Annotated in this window: 10 protein-coding genes; 4 read left to right on the forward strand and 6 right to left on the reverse strand. The window is 57.4% G+C overall.

What is annotated here, in order from left to right; all coding sequences use genetic code 11:
• Positions 1 to 68 precede the first annotated feature (68 nt).
• The 4 genes from Q1A00_RS01745 (at position 69) to Q1A00_RS01760 (ending at position 5,858) form a co-directional block, all read left to right on the forward strand.
• Entirely contained in the window at positions 69 to 1,514 is a 1,446-nt protein-coding gene (locus Q1A00_RS01745; protein WP_298404220.1) for an MATE family efflux transporter, read from the forward strand.
• Between the two features lie 139 nt (positions 1,515 to 1,653).
• Positions 1,654 to 2,394 (forward strand): SIMPL domain-containing protein, encoded by a 741-nt coding sequence (locus Q1A00_RS01750; protein WP_299754967.1) that lies wholly within the window; start codon positions 1,654 to 1,656, stop codon positions 2,392 to 2,394.
• Positions 2,395 to 2,591: 197 nt separating this feature from the next.
• Positions 2,592 to 4,586 (forward strand): excinuclease ABC subunit UvrB, encoded by a 1,995-nt coding sequence (gene uvrB, locus Q1A00_RS01755; protein WP_298404216.1) that lies wholly within the window; start codon positions 2,592 to 2,594, stop codon positions 4,584 to 4,586.
• A gap of 3 nt (positions 4,587 to 4,589) precedes the next feature.
• Complete coding sequence (locus tag Q1A00_RS01760) at positions 4,590 to 5,858, forward strand: nuclease-related domain-containing protein (protein ID WP_298404213.1); 1,269 nt, start codon at positions 4,590 to 4,592, stop codon at positions 5,856 to 5,858.
• Between the two features lie 201 nt (positions 5,859 to 6,059).
• Here the strand turns inward: Q1A00_RS01760 and Q1A00_RS01765 are convergent, their stop codons facing one another.
• From Q1A00_RS01765 to Q1A00_RS01790, 6 genes are all read right to left on the reverse strand, one after another.
• A complete protein-coding gene (locus Q1A00_RS01765; RefSeq protein WP_299754971.1) occupies positions 6,060 to 7,232 on the reverse strand; it encodes a phospholipase D-like domain-containing protein in 1,173 nt (390 codons plus the stop codon).
• A gap of 371 nt (positions 7,233 to 7,603) precedes the next feature.
• Complete coding sequence (locus tag Q1A00_RS01770) at positions 7,604 to 8,089, reverse strand: hypothetical protein (RefSeq protein ID WP_298404209.1); 486 nt, start codon at positions 8,087 to 8,089, stop codon at positions 7,604 to 7,606.
• A gap of 49 nt (positions 8,090 to 8,138) precedes the next feature.
• Positions 8,139 to 9,167 carry an ABC transporter permease gene (locus tag Q1A00_RS01775; RefSeq protein ID WP_298404207.1) on the reverse strand — a complete coding sequence of 343 codons (1,029 nt, stop codon included), beginning with the start codon at positions 9,165 to 9,167 and terminating at the stop codon, positions 8,139 to 8,141.
• A 51-nt stretch (positions 9,168 to 9,218) separates the two neighbouring features.
• Positions 9,219 to 10,178: an ABC transporter permease gene (locus Q1A00_RS01780; protein ID WP_298404205.1), complete on the reverse strand. Its 960-nt coding sequence runs from the start codon at positions 10,176 to 10,178 to the stop codon at positions 9,219 to 9,221.
• A gap of 106 nt (positions 10,179 to 10,284) precedes the next feature.
• A complete protein-coding gene (locus Q1A00_RS01785) occupies positions 10,285 to 12,090 on the reverse strand; it encodes a peptide ABC transporter substrate-binding protein (RefSeq protein ID WP_298404257.1) in 1,806 nt (601 codons plus the stop codon).
• Positions 12,091 to 12,617: 527 nt separating this feature from the next.
• Positions 12,618 to 13,109, reverse strand: a complete 492-nt coding sequence (locus Q1A00_RS01790; protein ID WP_298404203.1) for a hypothetical protein — start codon at positions 13,107 to 13,109, stop codon at positions 12,618 to 12,620.
• Positions 13,110 to 13,277: the final 168 nt, after the last annotated feature.

The following is a 13,277-nucleotide window of genomic DNA, read 5'->3' on the forward strand; positions in this document are numbered from 1 at the left end:
CCCCAACTTCGGTTAGAATACACCCTATCAACACCCATCAGCGCGACGCATGCGTCGCTTCATGACTTATGCGCTCAGACACCCTCACTGCTGAAACGATCACCCCGCCGCCTTCGCGTGCTCAGCTTGAAAAGCGCGTGTTGCGGCTAGCATGGCCGGTGATCGGCGAGAACTTGCTGCAAACCATGCTCGGTGTGGTTGACACCATCCTCGTCGCGTCGCTCGGCGCAGTCGCGCTGGCCGGGGTTGGCGCTGCCTTACAGGTCATCTTCGTCACCACCGCCGCCCTCAGTGCATTATCGGTCGGGGTGGCCGTACTAGTCGCCCAAGCCTACGGCGGCGGGAAGCTCGCTGAGGCTAGCGCCGTCGCCCGCCAAGGGTTACTCTGGAGCATCTTGATCGGCCTGCCGCTTACCGCTATTGGGCTACCGCTCACCCCAACGTTGATCAACCTGTTCGGACTTGCGCCCGATGTGAGCCAAGTCGGAATCGACTATCTGGCAGTGACGATGAGCACCATCACCACCCTGACCATGATGTATCTGATCGGCGGCGTCTTGCGCGGGGTGGGTGATTCGCGCACGCCGATGTTAGTCACTGCTTTCGCCAATGTAGTCAATGTGATTGCCAGCGCAGCCCTGATCTTTGGCTGGCTCGGCCTGCCGGCGCTCGGCGCGGTGGGCAGTGCGTGGGGATCGGTGATCGCGCGCGTGATCGGCGCGGCGCTGCTGGTTTGGGTACTTTGGTTTGGGCGCAACGGTGTGCGCGCTAGCGGCGGCGGTAGGTGGTGGCCGCGTATCGGCGTCTTGCGTGATGTATTGCGCATCGGGATGCCGGCGGCAGTCGAAGAGGTATTGGTGATCGGCGCAATCGCTTCGCTGACGCCGGTGGTGGCAACGCTGGGCACGGTGCCACTGGCCGCCCACCGAGTCGCGATCAATGTCCTCTCGCTCTCGTTTTTGCCCGGTATCGGCTTTGGGTTGGCGGCAACGGCGCTGGTTGGTCAAGCCATCGGCGCGCAGCGCCCGGCTGAAGCCAATGCGGTGACGATGATCGCGTTGCGTTGGACAATCCTCTGGATGAGCGGCCTCGGTGTGTTGTTCCTCATTTTTGCCGAAGGGCTGGTCGGCATCTTCAACCGTGATCCGCAGTTGGTCGCCAACGGCGCGGCGGCAGTGCGCGTGGTGGCCCTCACCCAACCCGCGTGGGCTTTGACCTTCGCTCTCGGCGGCGCGCTGCGCGGCTTGGGTGACACCCTTTCGCCGCTCGCCATTAGCGGCACTGCGATCTGGGTCTGCGTCGCGCTGGCGCTGGTGATTGTGACGTGGTGGGCGCCGACGTTGTGGGGCGTGTGGCTGGCCTTCCTCATCGTTGGCCCATTTGAGGCAGCTATGTTCTGGCGGGTGTGGCGCCGGCGAATCGTGGAGCGAGCACGCGCAGAAGAGGCAACGACGCAGAGGAGAGTAAACGCGAAGGACGCGAAGCCGGATGTAGGTGGGGGTGAAGCACGCTGATAGCCCCCTATCCAATACCTTTGCGTCTTTGCGTTCAACTTCTTTGCGTCTTCGCCTCCTCTGCGTCGTTGGGAACTAAGTTCGCGGTGTCTCCGTCTTTACATTGAGCTACATAACAGACACTCAAGGAGATACCACTATGGAAAACCGTCTTCTCACAACTATTCTTGGCCTAACTGCACTCATCGCTGTCCTTGCGCTAACCGCCGTTAGTCTCTTTCGCCCTGCCCAAACCGTCACAGCCCAACCCGGCGTGAGTAATATGCCGCAGATTGTGGTCATTGGCACCGGTGAAATAAAGGTAGAACCGGACATCGCGACCATCACGATTGGCGTTGAAACCAAAGCGCCGACCACCCAAGAGGCGCTGGCTCAGAATAGTACGCAGGCGCAGGCGATGATCGATCAGATTAAACAGTTAGGAGTCGATGCGAAAGACATTCAGACTTCCGGTATTAGTATTTATCCGAACTACGATGAAAAAGGTGAGACGATTGTCAGCTATACCGTCAACAACATGGTCACCGTGACCATTCGCAACCTTGCCCAAGCCGGTGACCTCATCGATCGAGTGGTGCAGGTAGGAGCCAACCGACTGTACGGCATCAGTTTTGGCGTCAGTGATATGGAAGCTGTATTAGCCCAAGCACGCGAGGCGGCAGTGGTCAACGCCCGAGCACGGGCCGAACAGATGGCACGGGCTGCCGGCACATCGCTCGGTCGGGTGCTGTTCATCACCGAAAACTTTGGCGCCAGCCCTATCCCGGTACCGATGATGGCCGATGCCTACGGCGCGCCAGCCGCCCGTTCGGCCCCGCCGGTGCAGCCCGGCCAGCAAACCTACAGCGCCACCGTTCAAATCACCTTCGAGTTGCGGTAAACGTCTCACGTAGCCACACAGCGCGCTGTGCCCCCATCGCAGGGAACACAGTGCGCTGTCCCCCTCTCCCGCCGCCATTCTGGTATAATACCTCTAGCCCAACCAGCAGCGCGGCGTTGTTGCCCCTCCCGCCTCGACGCGGACGGCGCAACCCGCGCTGTTGCTATCTCTTCAGTGCCAGAACTCGCGAGCACCGTATGCCATTCCGGATCGAAGCGCCGTATCAGCCAACTGGCGATCAACCACAAGCCATCGAGAAATTGGTGGCCGGTTTGCGCGCCGGCTACCGCCATCAGACCTTGCTCGGCGCGACTGGCACCGGCAAGACCTTCGTGATGGCGCACATCTTCGCCCAGACTCAACGCCCCACCCTCGTCCTCGCCCACAACAAGACCCTCGTCTCGCAGTTGTGGGCCGAGTTCCGCGAGTTTTTGCCCGACGCGGCGGTTGAGATGTTTATCTCGTATTACGATGAGTATACGCCGGAAGCCTACGTTCCCTCGAAAGACCTCTATATCGAGAAAGAAGCCAGCATCAACGAGGAGATTGACCGGCTGCGCCACGCCGCAACGCAGGCGCTCTTCACCCGCCGCGATGTGCTGATCGTGGCGTCGGTCTCGGCGATTTACGGCCTCGGCTCGCCGCACGATTACGGCCAAGAGAAGATTCTGCTCCGCGTCGGCGAGGTGCGTAACCGCGACAAACTCATGCGTCAATTGATCGATTTACAGTTCGAGCGTAAAGATATGGACTTCCAACGCGGCACGTTCCGCGTTCGCGGCGATACGCTCGATATTATTCCCGCCAACGCTGAAACCGCTATTCGAGTCGAGTTCTGGGGCGATGAAATCGAGCGGATCGTCGAGCTTGACCCACTCACTGGCGAGGTGTTGCTTAAGCATACCGCAATCGAGATCTATCCCGCTAAGCACTTCGTTACCACCAAAGAGAAGTTGCAGCAGGCGATCATCGCGATTCAAGAAGAGCTGAACGAACGGGTACGCGAGCTTGAAGCCGCCGGTAAGCTGCTCGAAGCACAGCGGCTGAAGCAACGCACGCTCTACGACCTCGAAATGCTAAGCGAGGTCGGCTATTGTAGCGGGATCGAGAACTATTCGCGCCATCTTGACGGGCGCGCTGCCGGCCAGACGCCGTGGACATTGCTTGACTATTTTCCCGATGATTTGCTGATCTTTATCGATGAGAGTCACATCACCTTGCCTCAGTTGCGCGGCATGTACAATGGCGACCGCCAGCGCAAACAAACACTGGTGGATTACGGCTTTCGCTTGCCGTCGGCCCTCGACAACCGCCCGCTCAAGTTTGAAGAGTTTGAGCAGCACGTCTATCAGGTGATCTACGTCTCGGCCACCCCCGGCCCTTACGAGCGGGAAAAGAGCGAGCAGATCGTCGAGCAGATTATCCGTCCCACCGGCCTACTCGATCCCGAAATCGAGGTGCGCCCGACCAGAGGGCAGATCGACGACCTACTCGGTGAAATTCGGCAACGGGTTGCACGCAAACAGCGGGTGCTTGTGACTACCCTCACCAAACGCATGGCCGAGGATTTGGCCGACTATCTGAAAGAGATGGGGGTACGCACGATGTACCTCCACGCCGACATCGACACCATTGAGCGGGTTGAAATTCTGCGCGATCTGCGTCTCGGTGTGTATGATGTGGTAGTAGGGATCAATCTGTTGCGCGAAGGGCTTGATCTCCCTGAAGTCAGTCTGGTCGCGATCCTCGATGCTGACAAAGAGGGCTATCTGCGCTCGGAAACGTCACTCATCCAGATCATTGGGCGAGCAGCACGCCACATTGAGGGCAAAGTGATTATGTACGCCGACACTATCACTCGCTCGATGGAGGCCGCCATCCGCGAGACCCAGCGCCGCCGCGATATTCAGATGGCCCACAACCTACGCCACGGCATTACCCCGCAAGGAATTGCCAAAGGCGTGCGCGACCTGACCGACCGTATTCGCAAGTTGGCTGAAGAGCGCGGCGAATATGTGACGACACCTACTGCTGCTGTACCGGTTGATCTGCCACGTGACGAGGTGCTGAAACTGATCAAAGACCTTGAGAAGCAGATGAAGCAGGCTGCCAAGGATCTTGCCTTTGAGAAAGCGGCGGCGCTGCGCGACCAGATTGTCGAACTACGCAAGACGTTGACATTGAGCGAGTGAATTATGGCCGTTCAAGTCTGGATTGGCGAGAAACCAGAACACCCGCAAGAGCGCCGCGCCATTCTCGCGCTGGCCCAAACTCTTGAAAAACTTGAGGGCTTGTTCCTGATTCTCTCCAATTTCAGCGTCGGCGGGCGCAGTATCGACCTCGTTATCATCAAACATGACGCGATTGTCATTATCGAGCTGAAACATTGCGATGGTCGTGTCATCGGTAGCGTTAACGGGCCGTGGATTGTCGAGGGGCGCAACGGTGAGCAGAAACGACTGAACCCCGGTCGCAAAAATCCTTACAATCAGGTTATTTCATACTTTCATGCGCTGACCAATTTCCTCAACGAACACCGGCGCGAATTCCTTTCCGAGCAGAAAGCCAATTCCATCGATTTTCGCACCTGCAAGCGTCTAATTGTAATCGCGCCCCGCATTGAAGAAGGGTCACAGCTCGATTTGGACTGGAAGGTAGAGGTGCGTGGGCTTGATGAATTGCCCGCATATATGATTACCGAACGCTCGTCAGAGATCGAGCTGAGCGAAGAGGAGATGCTTGCTATCCCAAAACTGCTCCACTGTACCCCATGGACTGAACTGAACGAAGTGGTGCAGGAAGAAAAACCACCGGCACCGTCGTCACCGGCACTGCCGTGGCGCGAACGAGCTTGGCGGGCGTTGCAGACCACTACTGGCCGGCTAGCAGTAGCTTTTGCTGCGTTAGCCTTTGTCTTACTGCTCGCTCTTTTCTTCCGTCCGCCAGCGCCTGTCCCGCGTGCTGATGCACCAATGACGATCCTTTCAGCCGGCACGCCCGCTGACGGCGCAATGATCGGCTTCAACATTATGACAAGCCAATGCCGTTGGGATGGCTACCAATTGATTAGTAAATACTGGGATGCACGTAATCAGACGTGGCAGAATGTCGCTGCCGGCGAAATCACTACCGGTACTTCGCCTGACATCATTGTCGCCCTTGAGCAAATTGACGCTTGCAGCGACCGTATCGAGTTGAGGTGGAGTGTGCAAAACAACACTTCCCGGACGGTGCGTTTGCCGTTGCGCCACGATAACATCAAGATCAGTGACGGCTTAGGGAACGACTATCCGATCTCGAATGATGACGCACGACCGGCAACGATTACCGTCCCACCGGGTAGCCGGCAGAGTGGCGTGGCCGTGGTACGTCGTCAATTGGCAGCCAACGCGAGTACGCTGCGCATCACCTTGCTTGAACAGCCGTTCGGCGAAGCGAGCTTTATCGTTGCGTTGCAGCCGTAGCACAGCGATGCCGGTACAAATTGCTCCCCCGCTGTCATTGCGAGCTGCAAAGGACAGAGCAGCGCTCTGTCCCGCAGCGAAGCAATCTCCTCCGAGCACGACAGCCAGCTCGCCCAAGCAGGAAATTGCTGCGGGTACTGCGCGCCCTCGCAATGACATACGGGAACACCCTTTCGCCCTGACCGAGGAAAAGGATACGCCTCACGATTGGCACCGAGTCGGGTTGCGCGCCTGCTCAAACACGCGCTCAAACTCGGCCAGATATTCAGCCGCCAGCTTCGGATCATCGATGATCAGCAGATTTTCGTCATTGGTGCGTTCGGCCCGGGTTGTGAAATTGTACGAACCGGTGATCACGATGCGCTCATCGATGATGATGACCTTGTGATGCATGGTGTAACAGTTTCCATCTTCCAGCACCTCGACGCCGCCATCGCGCAGCATGCCGAAATCTGAACCAACCCCACCGGCATTACGCCGCTCAAACACACCCCGAACCGGTACGCCTGCCTGTTGACGAGCAATCATTGCACGAGCAATCTCGTCGTTCGTGAATGAGAAGGCCATAAACAACACCGAACGACGGGCACCGTTGATCATCTCGACAATCCGCGCCGCCGGTCGCTCACGCGGGGTAAAGTAGTTCTCGATGGTTGCTTGGGCAGTGGTGATACGCGAAAATGGCGTTGTCGCCTGCTTGCTATTCCCAAACCGACCGGCTGCCAGTTCTTCAAATTCGACCCGATAATTCTCGACCAGCGCCGGAATGGTGATGCGCAACAGGTTGTTGTTATTGCGATAGGTGTCATTGATCGTCGCATTCCACGAGCCAGTCCACACAATCTTGGCATCAATGATGATAAACTTGCTATGGAGAAACGCTGTCGTATCCTCCCAGCTGATTGGAATGCCAGCAGCTTCAATCATGCCGGCGAATTTAGCATCAACTGGATCCTCGAGACTCTCGCGGTCAAGCGCCAACCGTACCGCTACACCCCGTTGGTGGGCAGTAACCAGCGCTTCGGCAAGCGGCTGCAACGTATACTCGAATGTCGCGAGATCAATACTCTGTCGAGCATTCGCAATGTCGTTCAACATATCACGCAGGTACGGCGGCGTCACCCGGTTGCGCGGAATATCGGGGTACACCAACGAGGGTGTGGTGAAGTAGACCGTCATCCCCCCTGTGTACCCACTGACGGTGGGGGTTGGCGGCGTTTCGATCCCAAAGAGTGATGGATCAAGCCCAAACCGCCGTAGATCGATAATCCCGGCGGTGATCAGGAAACCGAGCGCGAGAGTCAGAAAGAGCAAGATAACTTGGGTGCGATTGAGGCGCTGCGACGAACGTGGCGAAGCCGGTTTTCGCGCCATAGGATCCTCACAATCTTGCAAAGGCTCTGAGAAGGTGAGCAATACTATCGCTCTAACATATTATGTCATTACGAGGGGGCACAGCCGCTGACGTAATCTCCTGCTCGAGCGCGAGCCATACGCTCAGGTATCCCTCCAACCCACGCAGGAGATTGCTGCACCGCCTCCGGCGGTGCACAATAACACGGGCCACTTGTCATTACGAGGGGCGCAGCCGCCGAAGGAATCTCCTGCTCGAGCGCGAGCCATACGCTCAGGCATCCCTCCAACCTACACAGGAGATTGCTGCACCGCCTCCGGCGGCGCGCCATAGCAAGCGGAAAGTGGCAGCCCGCTCTGCCACCAACTACCCAGCTTTTCTGTCCGCCATCTTACCGCCGGCCAAGGTGCGCCAACAGGCTGAGCGGCAACACCTCCGGCCACCGGCGCGGCAACCGAGGCGGACGGGAGAGAGATGGCGAAGCTGCTGACGCATCGTAAGAGAGATCTGATGAGGTGTCAGGTACGCTTTCCGCACCAGTGATGAGCGAGACCGCCGCCAGCTCAGCCCCGCCAAGCGTGCGTGAGGTGGGTAGAGAGGAGGCTACTCCTGTCGGCAACGCTTGCGCCAACGCTCGCTCAGCCGTCGCTACCGCGCCATCGGCCCGCACCGCCGCCCGCACGGCGGTGCGGATCGCTTGCGCAACCGCTTCCGCAGCTACTTCATCAGCCGCATCGCAGGTAAGCTCGGCAGCTCGCGCCGTGGCCCAACGCAGCAATACCCCGGCTTGTGCATCATCTAACCCGGCGGTCAGCCGTTCATCCTCTTGGATAGCCTCAACCGCCAACCGTTGCAATGGCGTCAGGTGATGGTTCATATTCGGGTTCCGGTGACAAAAAACGCCTGTATGCCGGCATCATTGTACCTCACAACCGCGATCGCGGATCGAGCGCATCGCGCAACCCGTCACCGACAAAATTGATACTCAGCACTGTCAAAAAGATCAACCCGCCGGGGAACAGCGCCAACCACGGCGCCGCTTGCAGATACTGGCTGCCATCGGTCACCAGCCGGCCCCACGTTGGCGTGTCAGGGGGAAAGCCAACGCCAAGAAAGGAGAGAGTCGACTCAGTAATAATCGCGCTACCGACTTCGAGCGTGGCGGCGACGATGATCGGGCCAATCGCATTCGGCAGAATATGGCGGAACATAATTGCTGGCCGGCTCACCCCTAGCGCCGTCGCCGCCTCGACAAACTCCTTCTCTTTCAACGAGAGGAACGACGCGCGCACAATGCGGGCCGTGCTCATCCATGCCAAACAACCGATCACTGTCACCACAATCGTAAAGATGCCGGCTTCAGGCGATCCCATTGCCTTAATCACCGGATCGCGAAACAAATAGACCACCAGCAAGGTGAGTGGAATCGCCGGTAATGAAAGGAAAAGATCGGTGATTCGCATCAAAATCTGGTCAATAATCCCCCCGAAAAAGCCTGCTGTCGCGCCGATAATCGTGCCCAGCGAAATCGCAATTGCCATCGCCGTCAGGCCAACCATCAGCGACACCCGCCCGCCATAGAGCGCACGCGCCAACAGATCACGGCCCAGATCATCGGTGCCAAAGGGATGAATTGCGCTTGGCCCTGACAAGATATTGAGAAAATCCAGATGATCAATCGCCGTTTGCAGATCAACCCGATCCTGCAAGAATGGCGAGCCAATTGACTCAAGCTCGGCAGCCAAGCGCGGAACGTAGAAATATGGCCCGACGAATGATACCAAGGCTAGCGTCAACAATACAAAGACCCCTAGCATCGCAAGCCGGTGCTTGCGAAACCGTCGCCACGCATCACTAAGCAACGTGCGTGGTTTCGCTGGCATACGGCTGGTCATCTGCTGGGCGCGGGCGCTGGGAGAGAGACCGACAGCGCCATTGAGTTCTATTTCAGACATCGAACGCTCACCCTTTCCGATGATGACCCTAAACGATGGCAGTGTTGCGCATTACGAATAACGTACCCGTGGATCAAGCACCCCATAAAGAATATCAGCGATTAAGTTGAACACAACGGTCAGAATCGCAAAAATAAACGTTAACGCCATCACTACGGGAGTGTCAGAATTATTGATCGAGGTAATCAGCAAGGCGCCTAAACCATTCACCCGAAACAGATTCTCGGTAATAATCGCACCAGCGAATATAGTAGGAATACCGAGCGCAATCAGCGTCACCACCGGTATCAGACTATTCACTAGCACATGGCGCAACACTACCATCCGGTCGCTGAGACCCTTTGCCCGCGCCGTGCGCACATAATCAAGGTTCAGGTTATCAAGCATCGACGAGCGCATAAAGCGAGTCAGCGCCGCTGTCTGCTGCACAACCAACACCGTCACCGGCAAGGCCATTTGCCGAACTTGCTGCACGAAGGTATCCCAGTCCACAACTTGCAAGGTCGTATTGTAAACAATTGGAAACCACTTAAGATTAATCGCAAACACCAGCATCAAGACAAGGCCAGTGAAAAAAGAAGGAACTGAGAACCCAACAAATGCAAAAAACGTAGCCACATTATCAAAAATCGAATATTGTTTCACAGCAGAGATGATCCCAATCGGAATTGCTAGCAAGACTGCAATCAGATATGCTGTTCCGACTACTATTAACGTCTGCGGCAAGCGCTGCCAAATCAAGTCAAGCACCGGCCCGCGCGTACCGAACGAAAAACCCCAATCACCGCGTAGCAATGAGGTAATCCAACGCACATAGCGCACCGGCCATGGCTGATCAAGCCCAAACTGAATCCGGATCAATTCACGGGTCGACTCAGGAATCGCCGGATTAAGCGCAAACTGCGCCAAAGGATCGCCGGGGGCAAGCGCAAGTACGGCAAAGATCACAAAGCTGATAATCAAGAGGGTAGGAATCGCAATCAATATGCGTCGAATAATGTATTGCAACATGTGTATCGCCCCCAGACCGCGCACAATGCCTACCTAACCAACTATCGAACATAGCAGAGACGCACGCTGATGTGCGTCTCTGCCATCTCACTGCCCATATCACCGCTTAGGGCACACGCCGCCACATTGCGATATTCCAAATGCTGCTGTCAAACGTATTGAAGGTCGGGCCTTCGAGGTTCTTCAGCTTGGCATTGGGCGTGCGGCGATTGATCAGCGGGATCACCGCGCCATCATTCACCAGCAGATCATTCATTTGGATGGCTAGTTGCGCGCGGCGTTCTGGATCGAGTTCGGTCTTCAACTGCTCGAAGAGCGCGTCATATTCGGGGTTGCAGTAGCGGCCATCGTTGCTACCATTCCACTGATTGGCCGACGACGACACTTCAGCGCAGATCCAGCCTTGCAGGTACTGCTGCGGATCAGCCGAGTTCGGGCCGTTGGTATACATTTGCAGGTCGGCGTAGAACTTGTTCAGCGTATCGGGATTACCTGCATCGCCGCCAAAGAAGACCGCTGCATCAATTGCCTTGACGTTGACCTGAATCCCAATCTCAGCAAGGTTCGACTTGATGATCGCCTGCTCGCCTTGGCGCAGCGTGTTAATGCTGGTCTGGAAGCTGACGATCAGCTTGACGCCATTCTTTTCGCGCACTGGGCCGTTCAACTTCCACCCTGCCTCTTCGAGAATACGCTTTGCCTCTTCAACATTACGCTCACAAGTGGTATTGGGTGAATTGAAGGCTGCCGGTACCACTAGAATGTTGCAAGTCGGCTCGCCGGTCGGGCCATAGAGCTGCTCGGCAATCGCCTTGCGATCAATTGCCAGCGAGATCGCACGTCGCACCGCCGGATCGGTCAGGAACGGATGCGGCTGATCAGGCTCGCTGCGCTTGTCGCCCAATGCCGGATCGGGATTGGCGAAGTTGACCACAATGCGCTCGACACCGAACGAACCACCGGCAATCGCATCACACTTGCCGCTATTCAAGATCGGCTCGAGCACCGCCTTCGGGATCTGCAAGTTCCACGCGAAATCGACTTCACCCGTCTCGCAGACGGCGCGCGCCGCCGAAGTTGCGTCGCCACCACCCTTGATCTCGACTTCGTCGAAGAAGACCTTATCAGCATCGCGGAAGAAGGGGTTGCGCTCGTACAGCACCGTGTCACCGGGGCGCAGTTCGCGCAGCTTCCACGCGTTGGTGCCGATCGGGGCCAGATTCGCCGCTTGGCATTCGGCGCTGGTGCTGGCCGCCGCGCCAATGCAGTTACCAAACTGCTTCTGTTGCAAAATCATACCGAAGGGGCCAACGAACGCAATGTACGGATCGGCAGTCGGTTCCTTCCACGTAATCTTTAGCGTGGTGTCATCGATCTTTTCGATGTTCGCGATCGGATCGAACGCTGCCTTCGTAGTGCAAGCCGTTGCTGGATCGGCGCAGTACTTCCACGTGAAGATGATATCTTCAATCGTAAAGTCTGTACCATCCGACCATTTGAGGCCCGGTTTGATCTTCCAAGTTACGCTGGTGCCATCAGGTGCAACACCACCGTTCTCAACGGTTGGAATCTCAGCGGCAAGGAAAGGCACCAGTTCATCGTTCTGGTCGTAGCGCGCTAGCGGCTCAAGGATGACAGTTGCGCCGTCGAAGTCTTTCGTACCGGTCGCCAAATGCGGGTTGAGCGTCGTTACCGCCTGCCAGTAGAGAATAGTCAATTTGCCACCCGGTTGCGCAGCCGGCGGCGTGGTCGGAGCCGGCTCAGCCGTTGGTTGCGCCGGGGCAGCCGTGGGTTGCTCGGCTGGGGCAGCCGTTAGCTGTGGCACAGCCGTGGGTTGCTCGGCTGGGGCAGCCGTTGGCTGCGCCTGCTGCTGCTGGCCACACGCTGCTAACATGATCGCTGCCACTGCCATTAGGGTGATCCATACCCAAAGACGTTTGTACGACACAGAAACCTCCTCGCTCCTAAGATGAACACCCGGCTATGATGACTCAGAGTTGGCAGCAGCCACGATTTGCGCGCCCCCGATGCGACGCTACCCAACGCCGCAGAGTATCTGATGGTTCACTCCCGTGCTGCTCCCACCTCGCCATCCGTAAGTAGATCGCGCCAAGATGACGCGCAGAAAAAGGTATGTCAAATAAGCGGTCGATCAACCGTTGATGCCTCCCGCTCGCGTTGCTCAGCACAACTTTGTGTGGCGCACTTTGTTCATTATGCGCTGATTTGGAGACGTGCAGAATGTCTGAACAGTACCATAGGGCGGGCAAATTGTCAAGAAATTGAGTCATGTTGCACCGGAATGCGCTATTCTTCACGAAGTCGCGGCGGTTAAGAGCAGATGAGGTGTAAATAGAAAACAGAGTGAGGAGACCGGTTGCCAAGCTGCACGGTTACACGGCACTATATTGCCGGCCAGCGCCGCATGGCTACGCGGCTTTACGATGGGATACCACATGCGCGGGCGATTTCATCGATCAGCCAGCGGCTGATCAGAATTTCTTGATCAATTCGCTGCTGGTTGGCGCGGGCCAGCGCGAGATGGCCGGTCTCGATGCCAGTGGCGGTGTGGATGGCGAGAAAGGCTTGATCAGCGCCGCGCCGTTCGCGGTCGGTGATGATCGCCGCCGTGAGGCCAACCCCCAGCAGCGGCCATTCGCCGTCACTCAACGCTTGCGCCCGCCGATAGGCCCATATTGCCATCGCTTGCGCCGTTTCGGCGCTGACTGCCGGGGCATTGATGGCGCCGGTGATCGCGATCCGCGACCGCGTTGAGTAAGCGTCAAGCGCTTCCAGCACCGTGCGCGACGATCCTGCAATCGCATGCAGCCACGCCAATCCTACGCTGCCCGCGCCGGCAAACGCCAGCACCAGCCGGTGCGACGCAGCGTGAATGGCGGTAATCCGTTCGGCGAGATCAGGCGGGATCATGATCATCGGTGTTGTGAATCTTCAGTGCTTTATGGCGTGCAACAGCTAAGATACCGCATGGTTTCGCTACTGGCATTATGCTCGCCGGCAATGAAGATTGCTGCGGACAACCGGCCCATAGCTAAGCGATGTGACTGCACCTCCTCGCAATGCCGGCAGGTTGGCCCT

This window comes from uncultured Chloroflexus sp. (genome assembly GCF_938091255.1).
Taxonomy (GTDB): domain Bacteria; phylum Chloroflexota; class Chloroflexia; order Chloroflexales; family Chloroflexaceae; genus Chloroflexus.